We start from the raw sequence: 19,075 nt of genomic DNA, 5'->3' as shown, positions 1-19,075 counted from the left end.
GGGCGACGCCGAGGCTGGTGAAGAGGGCGCCCACAGGGCTCCTTCCGTGGTCGGTTCGGTGGCGGACCGTGTGGCCCCGGCACCGCCCCGTGGGGCGGCACCGCCGTCACACGGGCAGCGCGGGGTTCGGGGGTTGGTTGGGGTCGGCCAGGGTGACGGTGACCCTTGCCGAGTGCTGGGCGGCTCGCACGAGGGCGGTGGCCACCGCTGCGGTGTTGGTCGCGTCCAGCCCCAGGACCTCTCCCAGGGGAACCGGCTTGTTGGCCGCCAGGGACAGGGCGATGTCGAGGACGGCCACTTCGGAGGAGGAGGCCGGCAGCCCTTGGGTGCGGACCTCCAACAGGCCCTCCCAATCGATGGCGGTGATCTCCTGGCCGTCACCGGTGTGGCCCGGCACCAGGTGGTGGCGGAAGTCGTTCCGGTGGAGCCAGGTGCCGTGGGCGATGAGCAGGTCGACGGCTGCGGCATCGGGGCTGTACCCGTCGGCCCAAGCGCGCAGGGAACGGTGGAGTTCGAGGGTGTCGGCGTTCGGCATCCTTGGGGTCCTTTCCTGAGGTGGACCGGTCAGTGGACGAGTTCGCTGCCGTTGGTGGTGGAGCTGGTGACGTCGGCGTTGTGGCCGTTCTTCAGGACCGTCAGGGAGCCGTTGGTCGTGCGGGCACGGATGCTGTGGGGGCCGGATGCAGCTACCGTGACGCTGCCGTTGGTGGCCCGAGCGACGGTGCGCGGTGCCGAGCTGGTCAGGGTGAGGGTGCCGTTGGTGGCGGAGGTGTTGATCTCGTCCGAGACGGTGCCGGCAACGCTGATGCTGCCGTTCGTGGTGTCGGCGTCCAGGTATTCGGCGTCGCCGTTCAACTCGAGTCCGGCGTTGGAGGAGCGGAAGTCGACGGCTGCGTAGTGGCCGTGAAGCCGGGCCTGGCCGGTGCTCTGGGAGAGGGCGGCGTTGGAGCGCTCGGGAAGCGTGATGTCGACCTTGACGGGTTCGGTCTGGGTGAAGGTGCTCCCGCCGCTGATGCCGCTGATCACGGTGCCGCTGGAGATGGTGACGTTCCCACCGGACACGATCATCGCCCCGCCGGAGATGTTGCCGAAGACGGTGTTGCGGACTCCGCCGGACGATCCGGTGATCACCGTCGGGCCGGGGTCGGGAAGCCGGACCGTCCACCGGCTGTCCTCCGTGTGCTCCGTGACGCCGGAGACGACCTCGTCGGGGCCGGTCACCGTCATGGTGGCGGTGTTCAGGTCCGGGCTGGTCCGGATGGTGACGTCGGCGATGGGGGCGGTGAGGTCGAGCGTGATCGGGCCGGGAGTGTCAGCGGTGAACGTGGGCATCGTGGGCTGCTCCTTCGGAGAGTGGTTCAGAGGAGGACCCTGCGGTCCCCGCCCCCGCCGGCCCGATCGCGTGGCAGCGTCCGGGGCGGCGAGGACAGGCACCCGCAGGGGGTGCTCAATTACCGCGGCCATTCCGTACCGCCTGGTTAGAGCGGTGCACCGATGCAGGTGCCGTGGTCGCGGGCCCGTCGCCGTCCCTTGGGAGCTCGGGATGGGGTCGGGGCGAAGCTCGCTATGTGCCACGTGGGCTTGTCATCACTCGTGCGCTCCGGGATTCCACGCGGTGAAGCAGAGCTCTGCCCTGGTCACCGGAGTCCTCTTCCGGGCTGCGGCCTGTTGCCGTGCAACCGTTATAGCACGCGAACGTTAGGTGTACTAGTACGGGTCACATATTTTCGTTGTGCCGGGCCTTGCCTGGCAGCAGAGTCGCAGCTCACATGGCCGAACAGCTACGCGTACTAGTACACTGATCGCGTTCACCACGAAGGAGCCGCACGTGTCCCCTCAGGTCCACCGAACCGACCCGCCCTACATGCAGGTCGTGAAGCACATCAAGTCGGAGATCGAGTCCGGTGTCCTCCAGGACGGGCAGAAGATCGACTCGGTCCGAAACATCGGTGCCAAGTGGAAGATCTCCCTGGCCACCGCGACCAAGGTCGTCAGCACGCTCAAGGCCGAGGGCCTCGTGCGCAGCGAGCCCGGCGTCGGCACGATCGTCACCCGTGGGCACTCAGCGGCCAGCGCCAAGGACCGAGTGGTCCGCAGCATGGAAGGGCGCATCTACGCGAGCAACGAGCGCGCCGAGATCCGGGCTGCTGAGCTCACGCCGGCCCCCGAGGACGTCGCCGACGCTCTCGGCGTTCCGGTCGGCTCCGACGTGGTCCGGCGCCAGCGGCTCACCCTTCGCGACGGCATGCCTTCCTCCGCGAGCACGTCGTGGTTCAAGGGCGAAGTTGCCGAGGTCGCGCCGCTCCTGCTCGAACAGAAGCGGCTTCCCCAGGGCACCCCGAAGTACGTCGAGGAGAAGGCCGGGCTGGTGCCGGCCTCCGGCAAGGACCAGCTCCGCGCCGACATCGCCTCCGAGGAGGACGCCGCGGTCCTCGGAATTCCGCTCGGCTCTCCGGTCCTGCGAAAGCAGAACTGGGTGCTCGACGCCGAAGGTGACGTGATCGAGTTCGGCCAGTCCGTCTCCGTGGCCCGACGCTGGGCCACCTACAACTACGAGATCTCCAGGTAGGAGCGACATGGAACTGCTGCACTCGGGCAAGGTGCGCGACGTCTACGCTGATGGCGACGACCTCATCCTGGTGGCCTCGGACCGCGTGAGCGTCTACGACGTCGTGCTTCCCACCCCCATCCCCGACAAGGGCAAGATCCTCACGCAGCTCTCGCTGTGGTGGTTCGACCAGCTCTCCGACCTCGTGCCCAACCACGTCGTCTCCGCCACCGACGTGCCTGAGGAGTGGGCCGGACGTGCCGTGCGCTGCCAGAAGCTCACCATGCTGCCCGTGGAGTGGATCGCGCGCGGCTACCTCGCCGGCCTCGGGCTCAAGGAGTACGAGAAGCAGGGGACGGTCTCCGGTATCGCGCTCCCCGAGGGACTGGAGGAAGCCTCCAAGCTCCCGGAACCGATCTTCACCCCCACGACCAAGGCGACCGAAGGCCACGACGAGTTCATCACCTTTGACGACGTGGTCGCCGAGATCGGTCAGGACACCGCGGACCGGCTGCGCGAGGTCACCCTCGACATCTACCGGCGCGGTGCGCAGATCGCAGCTGAGCGCGGCATCATCATCGCCGACACCAAGTTGGAGTTCGGGCGCGCGGCGGACGGCACGCTCGTGCTCGCCGACGAGGTGTTGACGTCCGACTCCTCGCGGTTCTGGCCGGCGGACGACTGGCAGCCGGGGCAGACCCAGCACGCCTTCGACAAGCAGTTCGTGCGCGACTGGTCGAGCACCATCACCGACTGGGACCGGACTCCCCCTGGCCCGGAGATCCCCGATGAGATCGTCGAGGCCACCCGAGCTCGCTACGTCGAGGTGTATGAGAAGCTCACCGGGAAGACCTGGGAGGCCTGATCATGTACCAGAGCTACGACCGAGACCGCCTGATCGAGCAGGTCCGCGAACTGCTCCGGCAGGAAGGGCTCGAGCCGACGAACCAGACCGACCCGTCCCCGGAGCGTGCGGCGACGCTGATGCTCAGGTCTCTCGGCGTGGAAGCCTTCGTGGACCATGTGGCGTCCCTGAAGCGCTCCATGGACCACACCTGGGAGGACGAGGACGACGCTCGCGCGGAGCGCAGGAACGAGCGCTAGCTCCCCGAACAGAGGGCCCGAACCGAGCGGTTCGGGCCCTTCTTTTGCCCGGGTGGATGCGGAGGTTGCGGCGCGGTCTCCCTGCTCGTGCGCCAAGCGTGGCCGGGCATTCCGCCGGCCTGGCAGCTGCCGCAGGCACGCTGTAGCGTGACTGCGCTCAACCCCTCACCGAAAGGTAGCCATGGTGGACCTGACCGACTCCAAGCACACCAACTACTTGATCAAGCTCCTCATGATGCTGCCCGCACCCGACTCGGAGGAGGCCTTCCCGATGTTCTGGGACAGCGTGGCGAAGGAGCACGGCGTCAGCAGGAGCTACGTGACCGGGAAGATCTCGGTGCATCTCAAACTGCTCCTCGGAACCGAAGCCACGATTCTTCACCGCAGGCAGCTGGCCTCCTATGCCTTGTTCTTCTTCGGCGAGGCCAGCACAGCACTGGTACGGGACATCACCTCTGAAATCGATGTCGGAGCTCCCAACACCTCAGCAGGGCAAGTATGGGTACAGGAGCTGCGTGCCAACGCCTTTGCTGTTATCGAGGAGTCCTTCTCTGACGATCGCGTCCTCGAAGCCGTCTCGAGTTGGGTCCGACTCGACACGCAGTGAGCCGTCCTGGCCTGGCCGGGCAGATGGAAGCCAACGGTCTCCAGGTGCCTGCAAGCTAGCTGCCTGGTCCGTGTTCGGTCTCGTAGCTGGATTGGTGTCGCGCTCGTTGTCATCGCCGCATGGGCCCAGGTTGTCGGCCCTGGCGGCTTCCGGTCCGACGCGTCCGCCCTCCTCCACCGTGCCCCTGTGCACCCCGCCACCCTGTGCGTGCGCCGCGAACTCCTCGTGGCTCTCGGGGGATGGATGGCACTGCCGGCCTCCGAGGACACCGGCCTGCTCCTGGCTCTCGGTGTCGTCGCTCCGGGGTGGTTCTCGTCGGAGGCCGGCTTGCTTTACCGGAAGTGGGAGGGGCAGGTGACGGCCGCGGCCTCACACGTCGACGAGGCCGAACTCGCCGCCCGCATCGCCGTCGTGGAAGCCCGAGCGCTCGCTCTCGCAAACCTTGGTTGGAAGAACTGAGTTCTCTGCTTTAGCTGTAGTGAGGGTCCAAGCGTATGCAGCTTGGTCCCTCCTGTGTAGTCGACAAGCTCCAAGCGACCACGGAGTGAGTTTCTGCATGGGGTCGGAATTCCCTAATCATTGCCAAAATGGTATTCAGTCCATTCTTCAGGAATAAGGGTCTCTGTGGGTGGGTTAAGGTTCATTGGGCGTACTCCCCAGGACCCGGCGAATGACACGTGTCCACTGTCGAATCGAGACCGGATGAAATTCACATCGCAGCCGCTGAACTCGTTTTCTTCGAAGAGCACCTCACCCCCTATAAAGTGGGACCTCTCGAACATTACCTTCCCTCCGCTGAACTTAGCTAGCTGGAAGTCCACGTAGCTTCCAGTGAAGCTGGCGCTGATGAAATTGACCAGCCCACCGCTGAAGTGAGCTCCCTCGAACCGCACTTCGCCTCCGCTGAATTGGGTCAAACTGAAGTGCACCCCGCCCCCGGTGAACTTGGCCGCGCCAAAGTCCACCTCGCCTCCGGTGAACCTGGATCCGCCGAAGTTCACCACGCCGCCGCTGAAGTGGGCGCTGAGGAAGGTCACCACGCCGCCACTGAACTCGGCCCATCGAAAGTTCACCACGCTGCCGGTGAAGCGAGTCTCGATGAAGTGCACCTTGCCCCCGGTGAACTTGGCCGCGCCAAAGTCCACCTCGCCTCCGGTGAACCTGGATCCGCCGAAGTTCACCACGCCGCCGCTGAAGTGGGCGCTGAGGAAGGTCACCACGCCGCCACTGAACTCGGCCCATCGAAAGTTCACCACGCTGCCGGTGAAGCGAGTCTCGATGAAGTGCACCTTGCCCCCGGTGAACTTGGCCGCGCCAAAGTCCACCTCGCCTCCGGTGAACCTGGATCCGCCGAAGTTCACCACGCCGCCGCTGAAGTGGGCGCTGAGGAAGGTCACCACGCCGCCACTGAACTCGGCCCATCGAAAGTTCACCACGCTGCCGGTGAAGCGAGTCTCGATGAAGTGCACCTTGCCCCCGGTGAACTTGGCCGCGCCAAAGTCCACCTCGCCTCCGGTGAACCTGGATCCGCCGAAATGCACTTCGCCTCCGGTGAATTCGGCTCCTCCGAAAATAATCGTGCCTCCGGTGAATTTCGATCCCCCGAAGTGCACTATGCTGCCGCTGAATTTCGCCTCGTCGAAGCGCACCATGCCTCCTGCGAATTTTGCGCCGCTCAGATTAACTTCGCCCCCGGTGAACTGAGCTCCGTCGAAATTCACCACGCTGCCGGTGAAGTGTGCTCCGTGGAGGTCACCGCCGTCGAAGGTCACGCCCGTGAAGTCGAAGTGCTTTCCACGCCAGCGGGTGGCCTCGCGTAGGCGTTCACCGATAATGCGGATGATGGTGTGGCGCACCTCGCGCAGCGCGGCGAACTCCAGCTCCCGTTCACGGCGCTCTTCCTTCCGGGCCTTGGAGGCGTTCTTCGGCAGTGGATCAGGGGCCGGTGTATAGGGCATACGCAGGTAGGCACATAGGACGTCGATGACCATTTGCACCAATGCCTCGCGCCCTTCAGGGGCCTCGTCGGCCAAACGCGCCAAAGCGTGAACCCCAGCCAGGCGCACAGCCGGGTGCTCGCTACCGAGCTTCTCGCTGGCACTGTCGAAGGTGTCAGTGAAGAGCTTGGACACCTCCCGCTCGGCGGCCCGTTCGGCGCGTTGCTCGGCGTGCTCGGTGGCTCGTTGGCGCCGGTAGGAGATCACGAGTAGAGCCACACCCCCCAGGCCGGCCACGATCGCGAAGGCTCGGGTGGCGATCGCGTCTATGTCCCGAGGAGCCAGGGAAGTGGGAGGCTGCAACCCAGGCAGACCCAGTACGAACCAGGCCAGCAGCCCCATCACTGCTACTGCCCCGATAGCTATGGCCCAGGCCCCGACGATCAGCCATCCCAGGCGGGGAAGGTAGCCGCGGAGGATTACCACCAAGGCTGCTCCCAGTGCCACCGCCAGTGCAAGGCGACTTACGGGGAGCCCCTCGGGCACCCGATCGACCAGAGCGGCCACCAGAGGCCAGGCCGTAGCAGCGAGCGCTGGCAGAACCAGCCCGAGAAGGACGATGCCGATCCATTGGGGGGTCGATGGGCGCATGGTCGAAAGCGTAGCCCTCACGTGGTTTCACTGCGTGCCGCCCGACGGGGGCTGACACGGAGCCTGCGGATGCCGTGGCGGAGGCTACGAGCGCCCGCCAGCATCCGGACCCCCTAGTGGCTTGCCATTGGGGGTGTGCTGAATGCGTTCAGAAGTTCGCGAACAGGTTCACTCGGCTCCGTGTTTTTGCAGGTCAAGCGCATGTTCTGTGTCGCAGAGGCGTCCGCCTTGTAAGCGGTAGGTCAGGGGTTCGATTCCCCTCGCTGGCTCTCACATGGTCTGACGCGGGAAATCGCTCGGGCATCATCACCGGCTCTGCCGGTTGGACGCTCAGTGAGGTACCGCCTATGGCAGGCATCCGTCTCCGCCGCGGGCCCCGCAACATGGCCGCGGGTCCGCTCGACGCTCACATCCGTTCCTTCACCCGCTCGCTGCGCGCGCTCAAGCGCAGCCGCAAGACGATCTCGATGTACCGCGAGGCGGTGGCGTGGTTCGCCGCCGAGCACCTGTTGGCGGGCGGTCAGCCCAATGACATCGACCACCGCCACGCCCTGGACGCTGACACGGGCCGTCCGGCGGAGCTCGAGACGTTCGATCCCGTCTGGGACTGGGAGGACGTCGACCGCTCGCACGTGGAGACGTGGATCGTCCGGCTGCACGAGCGCGGCCACAAGTCCTCCTACGTGAACAACCAGTACCGGTGCTTGCAGCAGTTCTTCCGGTGGCTGGCCGAGGAAGAAGAGATCCCCAACCCCATGCGCAAGACCAAGCCGCCCAAGGTGACGGTGGAGCCGGTGCCGGTCTTCGAGCAGGACGAGACGGATCGGATCCTGGCCCAGGCCAAGGGGCGGGGGTTCCTGCGGCGTCGGGACTTCGCGCTGATGAGCCTGCTGCGGGACACAGGGATGCGGCTGCAGGAGCTGGCCGGTCTCACGTTGGCTGACGTGGACCTGGACCGTCGTAAGGCCCGGGTGACGGGCAAGGGGGAGCGGACGCGGTGGGTGCGATTCACGCCGCCCACGGCCCTGGCTCTGGACCGGTATCTGCGCGAGCGCTCCAGGCGCGATGAGGCCCATCTGGAGCAGTTGTGGCTGTCGGTACGGGGCGGGCCGATCTCCCGGAGCGGTATCTATCAGATGATCCGTCGGCGTGCGGGTGAGGCGGGTGTTCCTGAGGTGTACCCGCACCGGTTCCGGCACCACTTCTCGCACGAGTGGTTGGCGCGCGGCGGTGCGGAGGGTGACCTCCAGGAACTGAACGGTTGGGAGAGCGGGCAGATGCTGCGCCGGTACGGGCGCTCGGCGGCAGCAGCCCGGGCGCAGAGCCATTACGACAAGGTGATGAGCCAGGTGGCCTGAGGCTCCTCGACCTTTCTCGGAAAAAGGGTCACGTTTTGGTCGAGGACGGTGTGAGCGGGCGCTGACAGCGGTGCTGTCAGCGCCCGAATATCCAGGTTTCCACTGCTCAGCAAGGGTTTCTCCGCGTGCTTCGTGCGGGGCGTAGGCCTGCCACACCGACTGGGAAACGGCTCAGACCGTGATCACCTGGGAGGCCGGTTGGAATCCAAATGAACAGCTCACGTTGAGATCTCCTACCTCGCAAGACAGCGCCCAGGTGTCCACGGGGCAGAGCGCGGGGCGATGTGCGCAGGAACAACCGGTTCGGCTGAGCGGGCCATGTGCCGGCACCCGGAACGCGCACGCCGTGGTGGTGCCGGATTTCGTTCGGGTGCAGCGGTGCTGGAGTTTCTGGCTTTTCAGGAGCCCGTTGCCGTACTCAAAGGGGTTGGCGCATTTCTCGGACGATCGAGGAATCCATCGATAATTGAATTTGCGCCGCTCTGGCTGAAGACTGGTACTCTGGGGTCCGATTGAAAGAATCAGATTTTTCAGTGGAGGGCGGTAGCGGGCGTGGCTGTAGTGGATATGCCGGGTTCGAAGTCGCTGACGGCACGCGCCCTGTTTCTTGCTGCATGCGCTTCGGGAGATTCCCGGCTGCGGCGCCCCCTGCTCTCCGACGACACCGAAGCCTTCACCGAGGCCTTGGCATCCTTGGGGCACACGGTGCGTACCGAGGGCGAGGACTGGATCGTCACCGGAAGCGCGGCTGCCCGACCTGTGCAGGAAGCCGAGGTCTACTGCCGTGACGCAGGGACCGTCGCGCGGTTCCTGCCGGTGCTGGCGGCGGCCAGGAAGGGAACCTATCGGTTCGATGCGTCCGAGCAGATGCGCCGCCGCCCGATGGGGCCCCTCTTCGAGGCGCTCCGAGAGCTCGGCGCGGATGTCGTCTGCGAGGGCGCCGAAGGCCATCTCCCCGCCACCATCAACGCCCGTGGGCTCAAGGGCGGCCGCATCGTGCTGGATGCCGGGGTCTCCTCACAGTTCCTGACAGCCCTGCTCATGGCGGGCCCCCTGTTCCCCGACGGTCTGGAGGTGGAGGTCAGCGAGCTGGTCTCCGTTCCCTACGTGGAGATGACTCTGGCCGTCATGCGGGAGTTCGGCGCGCAGGTCCGCCGCGAAGGAAAGGTCTTCCATGTCGCTCCTGGTCACTACACCGCACGCGAATACGACATCGAGCCCGATGCCTCGACCAGTAGCTATTTTTTCGCTGCGGCCGCGGTGACCGGCAACACCGTTGTGGTGAATGGCTTGGGGTCCCGATCCCTCCAAGGGGACGTGCGCTTCGCCCGCGTCCTCGGCGATATGGGGGCGGACGTCGAATTCACCGATGAGGACATTCGCGTGACCGGCACCGGTAACCTCCACGGACTGGAGGTCAACATGCGTGACATCTCCGACACGATGCCCACCCTGGCCGCTGTCGCGCCCTTCGCCGACGCGCCCGTCCGGATCGTCGATGTCTACAACACCCGGGTCAAGGAATGCGATCGCCTCGCCGCCAGCGCCGACAACCTCACCCACCTCGGCATCGACACACGAACCGGTCAGGACTGGATCGAGGTCCGGCCCGGCACGCCTGATCCAGCAGTCATCGCATGTCATGCCGACCACCGCATCGCCATGAGCTTCACCGTTACGTCCTTGCGTCTGCCCGAACCCCTTCTGTTGGACGACCCAGCCTGCGCCCGCAAGACCTTCCCTGATTTCTACGAGACCCTCGCGGACCTCGTGACGCGTTGGAATCAGGGACCCGTGGCAGCGAAGTCTTCGTTCGGAATCTGATTTTGTCGGCGAGGCCGGGCCCCTGTATGGCAGGCTGAATTCTCGCAATCGCTCGGCCGGTCTCCGGCTCTGCGATCAAGAGCTCGCTGGCTCTCCAAGGCCCTGTCACCCAGGGGGTGGCAGGGCCTTCTTGGCGCTCGGTTGAGGTGTTCCGCCGTGAGCAAAAGGGTGCCGTTCAGCTGCGCGGTCGTCCTCGGTCTCCTCGGGAGTTGCCGGAGCTCGGCGCGGCGCTCAAGATACGGAACCCCCGGTACGTGCCGCGACGCTGAGCATCTATCGCTGGGTTCTGTATCGGACGTCCACCACGGCCATGCCGGCACGTCGGGCGGCGAGGCTGCCTTCGTCGCTGTCCTCCAGGACCGCGCACTGAGCGGGGTCGACCGCAAGTCGGCGTGCAGCGAGTAGGAACAGGTCGGGTGAGGGCTTGACGCTCTCGACGTCCTCGCGCGTGACGACGGCGTCGAACGTGCGGTCGAGCCCGATCGCGCGCAGGGTGGCCTCGACACTGACGCGGCGCCCGCTCGAGGCGACAGCGGTCGGCCGACCGTCCGCGCTTCGGGCGATGTCGGCGACCCAGGCGATCTCCCGTACGCGGTGCACGTGGCGCAGGTAGGCGTTCTCGCACTCGGCGGCGAGCTCGGAGACCGGAACCGCGAAGGTGAGGGAGTGCTCCTATGCCGCGTCGGCGAGGGTCTCGGCGCCCGGCAGGCCGGTGCGGGCCGAGTACCAGTCCCACGAGACGCGCACGCCGTAGTGCTGCAGGACGTCGTTCAGCGCGGCGAAGTGCGCGGGGTGGTTGTCGGCCAGTGTGCCGTCGCAATCGAAGATGAGCGCGCGGGAGCCGTGCAGATCGATCGGTGATCCGGAACCCTGTCGGGGCATTCGCACCTTCCTGCGCATGGGGACCCGATCGGTGGTCGACCCCGCGCGCTCCGACCGGCGTCAGCTGTGGGGGTCGTCCTCGGGCTCCTCGGGCTGGTCCTCGGGGGCTTCCGGACCCTCGTCCGGCTGGTCCTCCCAGGGCTTGAGCTTCAGGTGCACGGCGGCCTCCTTCTGGTCCGGGGCCCTCAGGGTACGGAGAGCGCCGGGCCCCGGCCACCCCCGTGGCCGGGTCGGGACGGTTCCCCTGGCCCCGGACGCCGGGGGGTCGCGGGTGCGTCAGGCCTCGTACTCGGTGATCGACTCGGCGATCCCGTCGACGATGTCGACCGTGGCGAGGACGGCGGTCCCGTTGGCGAGCGTGGCGTCGAAGTCGTCGAAGTCGCACGTGACCTCGCCGGTGTCGGGGTCCTGGACCCCGCCGGCGCAGGCGTAGTTCCCGGCGGTGATCTGAGTGTCCTCCGCGACGTAGAACGTCGTGCCGTCGATGGAGTACTCGCCCGGAGACCGGTACTCCAGCTCACCCGCCGCGGTTCCGGTGAAGCCTCCGGCCTCTCCGGCTTCCCCGTCGCCGTCCTCGGGCGCGGCTTCGGGGTCTTCCGGTTCGGCGGGGGCCTGGCCGTCCTGGGCGTACTCGGTGATCGACTCGGCGACGCCCTCCTCGCCCAGGGCGACCTCGGCGAAGACGTCCGTGTCCCCCTGGACCGCGGCCTCGAACGACTCCAGGTCGCACTCCACGGTCCCGATGCCGTCCGTGTCGATGCCCTCGACGGCGGGGCAGGCGTTGATACCGCCGGTGATCTGTGTGTTCTCGCCGACGAGGAACGCCTGGTCGTCGATGATGAATTCGCCGGGGGACAGGAACTCCACCTGGCCGGAAAGGTTCCCTGATTCCGCTTCGGCCCCGGCGTTCTCGGCCGACTGTTCCGAACCCGGTGAAAGAAGCGTCGCGGAGATCTCCTGGGGCGAGCACGCGGCAGATCCGACGATCACCAGGCCGGAGGCTACGAGGGCCAGGGCGGTGGAACGGGCGTCACGCTTCATGGGGTTCCCTGCTTTCTGCGGAGGAGAGGCCTGCGAATGGGTGTGGGAAACACGCTAATGAACGGAGCGCCGTCGGCGGATCCACCACAATGGTGAATTCCGGTGTGGCGAAGGTCGGCCTTTCGGCGTCCCGGGGCGGAACGGCACCGACGAAAGTCGGTGGAGCGCATCGACGTTCACCACCGTCGTGGTGCCTCGGCGGCGCCCGCCCCCAATGTTGACGGTGCTTACTTGCACCCCTAATGTGAACAGTGCATACATCAGGCGCGACCTGGTCCGACCCTGCGAACGGAGTGTCATGAAGGCGATCACGATCGATGAGTTCGGCGGCCCCGAGGTCCTGACGTGGACCGAGGTCGAGGACCCGGTGCCCGCGCCCGGCGAGGTCGTCGTCGACGTGGCTGCGAGCGCCGTGAACCGTGCGGACGTGGTGCAGAGGGTCGGGCTGTACCCCGTGCCGGAGGGCGAGTCGCCGTATCCGGGGCTGGAGGTCTCCGGCCGTATCAGCGCCCTCGGCGAAGGCGTGACCGGCCGGCAGGTGGGCGACGAGGTCGCCGCGCTGTTGACCGGCGGCGGTTACGCGCAGAAGGTCGCCGTCCCGGCCGGACAGTTGCTCCCGGTGCCCGAGGGCGTCGGCCTGGTCGAGGCCGCGTCCCTGCCCGAGGCGGTCGCCACCGTGTGGTCCAACGTCTTCATGACCGCGGGTCTGAAGGAGGGCGAGACCTTCCTCGTGCACGGCGGCACGGGCGGCATCGGCACCATGGCGATCCAGATCGCCAAGGCGAAGGGCGCCCGTGTGGTCACCACCGTCGGCGGCGCCGAGCAGGCCGCCCGGGCGCGGGAGCTGGGCGCCGACCTGACCGTCGACTACCGCACCGAGGACTTCGCCGAGCACGGACCCTTCGACGTCGTGCTCGACATCATCGGCGGCCAGTACCTGGAGCGGAACGTGCGGTCGCTGAACGCCGACGGCCGCCTGGTCGTCATCGGACTCCAGGCCGGTCTGGAGGCCCCGCTCAACCTGGCGGACCTGCTGTTCAAGCGCCTGTCGGTGTTCGGCACCACCTTGCGCTCGCGGCCTCCGGAGCAGAAGGCCGCCATCGTCTCCGAGGTCCGCAGCCAGGTGTGGCCGCTGATCGAGAGCGGGGCCGTGCGCCAGGTCGTCGACCGGAGTGTTCCGATGGCCGAGGCCGCCGAGGCGCACCGGATCATCGAAGCGGGCGGCCACTTCGGCAAGCTCCTGCTGGTGAACGAATGACCGCCGGCCGGAACGGAGGGGCGCCGGCGGTCGGTCCCCTGCCTGCGCGGTGATTACCTTGGGGATGTAAGCACCGTCATCATCAGGGAGGCTGGGCCCGTGTCACAGGCCAGTGCCCCGTACCACCACGGCGATCTGCGCGCCGCCTGCGTGAGGGCCGCCCGGGAGCTTCTCGAGGAGAGCGGCGGCAGCGGGTTGTCGCTCCGCGCGGTCGCGCGGCGGGCCGGGGTCTCCGCCGCGGCGCCCTACCGTCACTACGCGGACCGGGAGGAGCTCATCTCCGCGGTCGCGGGGGAGGGGTACCGCGAGCTCGCGGGGTACCTCGCCGCAGCCCGTCCCTCATCCCGGAACCTCGACGACCTGGCGGAGATCGCCGTCGCCTACGTGCGTTTCGCCGTCGAACACCCGGCGCTGTTCCGCGTGATGTTCGCCGAACCCTGCGACCGGGACGACGAAGAACGTGTGCAGGCGACCGCCACCGTCTGGGAGTACGTGACCGGTGTCGTCCGCACGGTCTTTCCCGGGGCCGACACCGACACCTTGCCGACCTCGGTGTGGGCCTTCGTGCACGGTCTGGCCTTCCTCCACCTGGACGGCAAGCTCGACGCCGACACCCCCGAGGCGGTCGACGACCGTGTCCGTGCCGCCGTGCACGCGCTGTTCGCCGCCTCCGCGCAGGCCTCCGCGGAACACGTGCGAAGCTGAGCCACGGCGACCGGACACGAGGGCGGCCGACACGGTCACCCCGCTCGACGACGGGTGGAAGGGACACCGCAATGACCAACCAGGAGGCTCGCCCGAGCCCTCAGGTGTGCGCCGACGGCGGCCTGCCGGGGCCCTGGGCCGAACGCGAGGGGCGGGCGCCGGTCGAGATCATCAGCTCCCGGGCCGTGCCGCTGGGCGGCCCGCGCGCGATGAACGTGCGCCGAACCCTCCCGCAGCGGCAGCGTTCCCTGATCGGGGCGTGGTGCTTCGTCGACCACTACGGCCCGGACGAGGTCGCGGCCACCGGCGGGATGGACGTGGCGCCGCACCCGCACACCGGGCTGCAGACGGTCAGCTGGCTGTTCGAGGGGGCCATCGCCCACGTCGACTCGGGCGGCAACAGCGCCGATGTGCTGCCCGGGGAGATGAACCTGATGACGGCGGGCGCCGGCATCTGCCACTCCGAGACGTCCTCGCCCGACACCGGCCGCCTCCACGGGGTGCAGCTCTGGGTCGCGCTGCCGGAGGAGGCCCGCCACGACGCCGACCGCAAGTTCGAGCACCACGTCCCCGAGCCCGTCGGCTTCGACGGCGGCTCCGCGCTGGTCTTCCTCGGCTCGCTCCTGGGTTCGCGCTCGCCGGTGAGCATGTACACGCCGCTGGTGGGCGCCGAACTCCGACTCGACCCCGGCGCCGAACTCGATCTCGAGGTCGACGCGGGTTTCGAGCACGGCCTCCTGGTGGACACGGGCGGGGCCGTCACGCTCGAGGGCGTGCACGTTCCGAAGGACGCCGTGGGCTACACCGGCATGGGCTCGCAGACCCTGCGCATCGCCAACGGCGGGGGTGAACCGGCCCGGCTCGTGCTCCTGGGCGGCGCGCCCTTCGACGAGGAGGTCATCATGTGGTGGAACTTCCTGGGCCGCTCGACCGAGGAGATCCGCCAGTTCCGCCAGGAGTGGGAGGAGCACGGCGAGCGCTTCGGCCGCGTCGAGGGTTACGTGGGCCACGGCGGCCCGGGCCGGAACCGCGACGGGCTGGACCGGCTCCCCGCCCCGGAACTACCCCAGGTGCGCATGCGCCCGCGCAAGAACCCGCCACCGCACGCGCAGTTCGAAGGATGACGGACACCTGCCGCCGGAGCCACCGGGCCTCCCGGCGGCAGGTGCCGCGCACGGCCGTCGGCCGCGGTCACTGCAGCAGGGTCGACCAGTACACCTGGAAGGCCTGCCAGATGACCACCCCGAGGCCGAGGAACCACAGCGTCAACACGACTGTGTGGTTGCGCGAGAGGACGCCCGCCGCCGGGTTCAGGGCACGGGGCAGTCTCAGGTGCCCCTCGCGCAGGTTGTACAGCGTCACGTACCAGAACAGGGGCACGGTCACCGCCCACACGACCATGCAGTAGGGGCACAACGCGCCGATGCGGTACAGGCTCTGGAAGATCAGCCAGTGGACGAAGGCCGCCCCGAAGAGCGTTCCTGCCTGGAGCCCCCACCAGAACCAGCGCGCGAACCGCGCCCCGGCCAGGAGCCCCGCCCCGACCGTGAGCACCACGGCGAACCCCGCGACGCCGATGAGCGGGTTGGGGACACCGAACGCCTCGGCCTGCGGTGTGTTCATGACACTGCCGCAGGACAGCACCGGGTCGATGCTGCAGGCGGGTGTGTGCCCGGGGTCGTCCAGGACGAGCATCTTCTCGACCAGCAGGGCGGCGGCAGCGAGCAACCCGATCCCGCCCCCGGCCACGAGGATCCAGGGCAGGGCCCGGCCGATGACGGGGACGTCGCTTCCCGGGACCGCGGCCCGGTCGGAGGCCCGGGTGCCGCTCATTCCTCGAGGCCTTGGTCGATCATCGAGCTGAGCTCTTCGTAGTCGGGCATCGTCGTGGTCTGCTGACCGTCGACGTAGATGGTGGGGGTGCCCTGCACACCCAGTTCCACGCCGTCGTCGAAGTCGGCCTGGACGCGCTCCAGGGTCTCCTCCGACCCCATCGTCTCGGTGAACTCGTCCATGTCCAGGCCGAGGTCCTCGGCGAAGCCGACGAAGACGTCGGAGCGGTCCTCCTGGGACTCGCCCCACTCCGCCTGTGTCTCGAACATGCGCTGGTACATCTCCTCCAGCGCGCCCTGCTGGGCGGCGGCCTCGACGGCAGCGGCGGCCGGGGCGGAGTTGGTGTGGCCGGGCATCGGGAAGTACCGGACGACGACGTCGATCTGGCCCTCGTACTCCTCGCGGATCCTCTCGATGACCGGGTACTGGGCGCGGCAGGCCTCGCACTCGAAGTCGAGGAACTCCACGACGGTCACGGAGGCGTCGTCGTGCTGGTCGAGGAAGCGGCTGTCCTCGCGCACGAGGGTCTCTTCGGGGGCGGTGGTACCGCCTTCGGGCGTGTTGGCCTGTTCGCTTCCGTCAGGGCTCTGGTCGGGTTCGTTGAGGCCGACGAGCAGACCGAGGCCGACGACGGCGACCAGGATCAGCCCCAGTGTGATGGCGAGATTCTTGCTCATGGTGCATCCAGTCCTTCGGCGCGTGCGCGGGCACGCGGGGACGTAGGGTCACGGCCGGCCGCGCCGGGGCGCGGCGTGCGTAGGGCGCTGCGGGGCGGAGCAGCGCGGGCCGTGACTACACGCGTTGGACGCAGAGCCTGGTCAGGAGCGTGAAACCGTGCGGCGGCGAGGGCTGCCGTTGCGGAGCGTGTCCGACCGGGCCGCGGGCGGGGGGCTTGAGCAGGAACGGGGTGAGCGGCAGGACCGCCCCGAGCAACAGCGGGGACTGGCCCGAGGGCAGCACCTGCCCCTCGGCGGTCTCGCAGTGGTGTTCCGCGGCCGGCGGGCCGGTGTCCGCGGGGGACGGCCCCTCCTCGTCCGGGCACGCCGAGGCCGCTGCGACCGCCGGGCCCGACAGCGGTTCCGACTGGGTCTGGTGGCACACGGCGCACAGGAAACACAGCGCCACCGCGGCCAGCAACGACACCACGAAGGTGCGCCGGTGCAGGTGCGGTCGGTGTGTCACAGGGTGGACCCTACCGGGGGTCACCGAGCGCTGCCGCCCGGGTGGCCGAACCCTCCCGCACGGGGCTGCTCGGGGAGGTCCCGGGTGCCGCGGCGCTGCCGTGGTCGCGGCGGCGTCCCGCGCGGACCCCGTTGGCGATCACCAGCACCTCCGCGAGTTCGTGGATGAGGATCACCGCGGCGAGCCCCAGGACACCCAGAGCGGCCAGGGGGACCAGAGCGACGAGGATGCCGCCGGACAGTACGAGGCTCTGGAGCATGATCCGCCTCGACCGGCGCGCATGGGCGAGCGCGCGCGGCAGGGTGCGCAGATCCTCGCCCATGAGAGCGACGTCGGAGGCCTCGACCGCCACGTCCGTGCCCATCGCGCCCATCGCCACACCCACGTCGGCGGTGGCGAGGGCGGGGGCGTCGTTCACCCCGTCCCCGACCATCGCGACGGCGCCGTGGCGGCGCAGCGCATCGATGCGTGCGGACTTGTCCTCCGGGCGCAGGTCGGCATGGACCTCGCCGACACCCGCCTGCGCGGCCAGGGCCGCCGCGGTCCGTTCGTTGTCCCCGGTGAGCACGACCGTACGCAGGCCCATCCGGTGGAGCTCGGCCACGGTCGCGGCGGCCTCGGGGCGGAGTTCGTCGCGGATCGCCACGGCCCCCAGGACCCGGCCCCCGTGCTCGACCAGGACGGTCGTCGCCCCCTGTTCCTGCAGTGCGGCCACGGTGCCGCCGAGGTCACCGGGCTCCACGAACCCGGGACGGCCCAGGCGGGCGGACGCACCGTCCACGGTTCCGGTCAGCCCCTGGCCGGGCACCGCTTCGACGTCGGAGGCGGGCTCCGGGGCGGGGCCCGCAGCCAGGATCGCCGCGGCCAGGGGATGCTCGCTGCGGGCCTCCAATGCGGCGGCCACGGCCAGGACCTGCTCGCGTGTGTGCCCGGGCGCGGGTTCCACGGCCACCACCGAGGGGTCGTTGCGGGTGAGCGTCCCGGTCTTGTCGAGCGCGACGGTGCGCACCGCCCCGAAGCTCTCCAGGGCGGCCCCTCCCTTGACCAGGACCCCCGAGCGGCTCGCCGCACCGATGGCGGCCACCACGGTCACCGGGACGGAGATGGCGAACGCGCACGGCGAGGCGGCCACGAGCACCACCAGGGCACGTTCGATCCACGTCGCCGGGTCGCCCGCCAGGGAACCGGCCACGGCGATCAGCGCCGCGGCGGCGAGGATCACCGGTACCAGCGGGCGTGCGATGCGTGCGGCCAGCCGCTGCGCCGCACCCTTGCGGGCCTGCTCGCGCTCGACGATGTGCACGAGTCGGGACAGGGAGTTGTCGGCCACCCGTGCGGTGACGTCGACCTCCAGGACCCCGCCCCCGTTGACCGTGCCCGCGAAGACCTCGGTCCCCGGCACCGCCTCGACCGGGACCGATTCCCCGGTCACGGTCGAAGTGTCCAGCGCGGAACGGCCCGAACGCACGACCCCGTCGGTCGCGACCCGTTCGCCGGGACGCACCAGCAGGACGTCGCCCGGCGCCAGTTCCTCCGGCCCGACGGTGTGTTCGGCGCCCTCCCGGAGCACGGTCGCCCGGGCGGGGACGAGGTCGAGCAGGGCCCTCAACCCGTGGCGGGTGCGCGCGACGGCGTGGTCCTCCAACGCCTCGGCCAGGGAGAAGAGGAAGGCGAGCATGGCTGCCTCTCCGACCTCGCCGAGGAGGACCGCCCCGACCATGGCCACGGTCATGAGGGTGCCCACCCCGAGGCGGCCCTTCAGCAGGGCGCGCAGGGTCGAGGGCACGAAGGTGCGGCCCCCTGCGACGACCGCGCCCGCGTACAGCAGCGTCGGGACCGCCGTCGCGCCGGTGATCCAATCGACGAGCAGCCCGGCGATCCACAGCGCACCGGCCGCGGTGGACCAGCGCACGGCCGACGACGCCCACCACCGGCTGGGCGCCGTGTCCCGTTCGGCGGGTGGGGAGGAACAGGTCGGGTCGCCGCAGCCGTCGCCCCCGTCGGCGTCGTTGCCGTCCCCCGGCGGGCCGGGCCCGTCGCCCGCGCAGCAGGAGCACGACGCGGTGGTGCCGGAGCCCTCCGCGAGGGGGAGCCGTCGTCCGGACGGGTTCGGCGGGTCGTCGCCGCAGCACAGGTCGGACATGG

18 protein-coding genes, 1 tRNA gene and 1 pseudogene are annotated in these 19,075 nt (G+C 68.8%); 11 read left to right on the top strand and 9 right to left on the bottom strand.

Features of this window, described 5'->3' with window-relative positions:
• Window positions 1–106: 106 nt before the first annotated feature.
• Window positions 107–535, bottom strand: coding sequence for a hypothetical protein (locus tag IDM40_RS08345; protein ID WP_193121354.1), 429 nt, complete (start codon window positions 533–535; stop codon window positions 107–109).
• Between the two features lie 29 nt (window positions 536–564).
• Window positions 565–1,332 carry a DUF4097 family beta strand repeat-containing protein gene (locus tag IDM40_RS08340; RefSeq protein ID WP_193121353.1) on the bottom strand — a complete coding sequence of 256 codons (768 nt, stop codon included), beginning with the start codon at window positions 1,330–1,332 and terminating at the stop codon, window positions 565–567.
• Window positions 1,333–1,828: 496 nt separating this feature from the next.
• On the opposite strand from IDM40_RS08340, the gene IDM40_RS08335 reads away from it, so the two are divergent.
• The 5 genes from IDM40_RS08335 (at window position 1,829) to IDM40_RS08315 (ending at window position 4,718) form a co-directional block, all read left to right on the top strand.
• The gene (locus IDM40_RS08335; RefSeq protein WP_193121352.1) at window positions 1,829–2,569 is read left to right on the top strand and encodes a GntR family transcriptional regulator; all 741 of its coding nucleotides are present in this window, start codon (window positions 1,829–1,831) and stop codon (window positions 2,567–2,569) included.
• A 7-nt stretch (window positions 2,570–2,576) separates the two neighbouring features.
• On the top strand, window positions 2,577–3,413 hold the full coding sequence (locus IDM40_RS08330; RefSeq protein WP_193121351.1) for a phosphoribosylaminoimidazolesuccinocarboxamide synthase: 837 nt from the start codon (window positions 2,577–2,579) through the stop codon (window positions 3,411–3,413).
• Window positions 3,414–3,415: 2 nt separating this feature from the next.
• Window positions 3,416–3,652 carry a hypothetical protein gene (locus IDM40_RS08325; protein WP_193121350.1) on the top strand — a complete coding sequence of 79 codons (237 nt, stop codon included), beginning with the start codon at window positions 3,416–3,418 and terminating at the stop codon, window positions 3,650–3,652.
• Window positions 3,653–3,836: 184 nt separating this feature from the next.
• A complete protein-coding gene (locus IDM40_RS08320) occupies window positions 3,837–4,259 on the top strand; it encodes a hypothetical protein (protein WP_193121349.1) in 423 nt (140 codons plus the stop codon).
• A gap of 186 nt (window positions 4,260–4,445) precedes the next feature.
• On the top strand, window positions 4,446–4,718 hold the full coding sequence (locus IDM40_RS08315) for a hypothetical protein (protein ID WP_216630512.1): 273 nt from the start codon (window positions 4,446–4,448) through the stop codon (window positions 4,716–4,718).
• Window positions 4,719–4,831: 113 nt separating this feature from the next.
• Here IDM40_RS08315 and IDM40_RS08310 read toward each other — a convergent pair whose 3' ends face one another.
• A complete protein-coding gene (locus IDM40_RS08310; protein WP_193121348.1) occupies window positions 4,832–6,763 on the bottom strand; it encodes a pentapeptide repeat-containing protein in 1,932 nt (643 codons plus the stop codon).
• Window positions 6,764–7,021: 258 nt separating this feature from the next.
• On the opposite strand from IDM40_RS08310, the gene IDM40_RS08305 reads away from it, so the two are divergent.
• The 3 genes from IDM40_RS08305 (at window position 7,022) to aroA (ending at window position 10,029) form a co-directional block, all read left to right on the top strand.
• A tRNA-Thr gene (locus IDM40_RS08305) sits at window positions 7,022–7,113 on the top strand.
• A gap of 81 nt (window positions 7,114–7,194) precedes the next feature.
• A complete protein-coding gene (locus IDM40_RS08300; RefSeq protein ID WP_193121347.1) occupies window positions 7,195–8,205 on the top strand; it encodes a tyrosine-type recombinase/integrase in 1,011 nt (336 codons plus the stop codon).
• A 552-nt stretch (window positions 8,206–8,757) separates the two neighbouring features.
• The gene (gene aroA, locus IDM40_RS08295; protein WP_193121346.1) at window positions 8,758–10,029 is read left to right on the top strand and encodes a 3-phosphoshikimate 1-carboxyvinyltransferase; all 1,272 of its coding nucleotides are present in this window, start codon (window positions 8,758–8,760) and stop codon (window positions 10,027–10,029) included.
• Between the two features lie 273 nt (window positions 10,030–10,302).
• Here aroA and IDM40_RS28050 read toward each other — a convergent pair.
• Window positions 10,303–10,911: pseudogene (locus tag IDM40_RS28050) on the bottom strand (HAD family hydrolase).
• A gap of 276 nt (window positions 10,912–11,187) precedes the next feature.
• On the bottom strand, window positions 11,188–11,952 hold the full coding sequence (locus IDM40_RS08285; RefSeq protein WP_193121345.1) for a hypothetical protein: 765 nt from the start codon (window positions 11,950–11,952) through the stop codon (window positions 11,188–11,190).
• A 298-nt stretch (window positions 11,953–12,250) separates the two neighbouring features.
• On the opposite strand from IDM40_RS08285, the gene IDM40_RS08280 reads away from it, so the two are divergent.
• The 3 genes from IDM40_RS08280 to IDM40_RS08270 all read left to right on the top strand — a co-directional run bounded on the left by IDM40_RS08280 (window position 12,251) and on the right by IDM40_RS08270 (window position 15,039).
• The gene (locus IDM40_RS08280) at window positions 12,251–13,210 is read left to right on the top strand and encodes an NAD(P)H-quinone oxidoreductase (RefSeq protein WP_193121344.1); all 960 of its coding nucleotides are present in this window, start codon (window positions 12,251–12,253) and stop codon (window positions 13,208–13,210) included.
• A gap of 99 nt (window positions 13,211–13,309) precedes the next feature.
• Window positions 13,310–13,915 carry a TetR/AcrR family transcriptional regulator gene (locus IDM40_RS08275; protein WP_193121343.1) on the top strand — a complete coding sequence of 202 codons (606 nt, stop codon included), beginning with the start codon at window positions 13,310–13,312 and terminating at the stop codon, window positions 13,913–13,915.
• Between the two features lie 71 nt (window positions 13,916–13,986).
• A complete protein-coding gene (locus IDM40_RS08270) occupies window positions 13,987–15,039 on the top strand; it encodes a pirin family protein (RefSeq protein ID WP_193121342.1) in 1,053 nt (350 codons plus the stop codon).
• Window positions 15,040–15,106: 67 nt separating this feature from the next.
• On the opposite strand, the gene IDM40_RS08265 is transcribed toward IDM40_RS08270, so the two are convergent.
• The 4 genes from IDM40_RS08265 to IDM40_RS08250 all read right to left on the bottom strand — a co-directional run bounded on the left by IDM40_RS08265 (window position 15,107) and on the right by IDM40_RS08250 (window position 19,073).
• Window positions 15,107–15,748 carry a vitamin K epoxide reductase family protein gene (locus IDM40_RS08265; RefSeq protein ID WP_193121341.1) on the bottom strand — a complete coding sequence of 214 codons (642 nt, stop codon included), beginning with the start codon at window positions 15,746–15,748 and terminating at the stop codon, window positions 15,107–15,109.
• Window positions 15,745–16,425 (bottom strand): DsbA family protein, encoded by a 681-nt coding sequence (locus IDM40_RS08260; protein ID WP_193121340.1) that lies wholly within the window; start codon window positions 16,423–16,425, stop codon window positions 15,745–15,747. The genes IDM40_RS08265 and IDM40_RS08260 overlap by 4 nt, the downstream gene beginning before the upstream one ends.
• A 115-nt stretch (window positions 16,426–16,540) precedes the next feature.
• Window positions 16,541–16,930 carry a hypothetical protein gene (locus tag IDM40_RS08255; RefSeq protein WP_193121339.1) on the bottom strand — a complete coding sequence of 130 codons (390 nt, stop codon included), beginning with the start codon at window positions 16,928–16,930 and terminating at the stop codon, window positions 16,541–16,543.
• Window positions 16,931–16,940: 10 nt separating this feature from the next.
• Window positions 16,941–19,073, bottom strand: coding sequence for a heavy metal translocating P-type ATPase (locus IDM40_RS08250; protein WP_193121338.1), 2,133 nt, complete (start codon window positions 19,071–19,073; stop codon window positions 16,941–16,943).
• Window positions 19,074–19,075 lie beyond the last annotated feature (2 nt).

This window comes from Nocardiopsis coralli (genome assembly GCF_014892575.1).
GTDB lineage: Bacteria > Actinomycetota > Actinomycetes > Streptosporangiales > Streptosporangiaceae > Nocardiopsis > Nocardiopsis coralli.
The sequence above is the reverse complement of the archived record's forward strand: the minus strand, read 5'-3'. Positions and strand labels throughout refer to the sequence as shown.

Bases quoted from the DNA above. Each gene is read 5' to 3' on its own strand.
- IDM40_RS08345 (WP_193121354.1), bottom strand. From the start codon at position 535: ATGCCGAACGCCGACACCCTCGAACTCCACCGTTCCCTGCGCGCTTGG.
- IDM40_RS08340 (WP_193121353.1), bottom strand. From the start codon at position 1,332: ATGCCCACGTTCACCGCTGACACTCCCGGCCCGATCACGCTCGACCTC.
- IDM40_RS08330 (WP_193121351.1), top strand. From the start codon at position 2,577: ATGGAACTGCTGCACTCGGGCAAGGTGCGCGACGTCTACGCTGATGGC.
- IDM40_RS08325 (WP_193121350.1), top strand. From the start codon at position 3,416: ATGTACCAGAGCTACGACCGAGACCGCCTGATCGAGCAGGTCCGCGAA.
- IDM40_RS08300 (WP_193121347.1), top strand. From the start codon at position 7,195: ATGGCAGGCATCCGTCTCCGCCGCGGGCCCCGCAACATGGCCGCGGGT.
- IDM40_RS08285 (WP_193121345.1), bottom strand. From the start codon at position 11,952: ATGAAGCGTGACGCCCGTTCCACCGCCCTGGCCCTCGTAGCCTCCGGC.
- IDM40_RS08280 (WP_193121344.1), top strand. From the start codon at position 12,251: ATGAAGGCGATCACGATCGATGAGTTCGGCGGCCCCGAGGTCCTGACG.
- IDM40_RS08270 (WP_193121342.1), top strand. From the start codon at position 13,987: ATGACCAACCAGGAGGCTCGCCCGAGCCCTCAGGTGTGCGCCGACGGC.
- IDM40_RS08265 (WP_193121341.1), bottom strand. From the start codon at position 15,748: ATGAGCGGCACCCGGGCCTCCGACCGGGCCGCGGTCCCGGGAAGCGAC.
- IDM40_RS08260 (WP_193121340.1), bottom strand. From the start codon at position 16,425: ATGAGCAAGAATCTCGCCATCACACTGGGGCTGATCCTGGTCGCCGTC.
- IDM40_RS08250 (WP_193121338.1), bottom strand. From the start codon at position 19,073: ATGTCCGACCTGTGCTGCGGCGACGACCCGCCGAACCCGTCCGGACGA.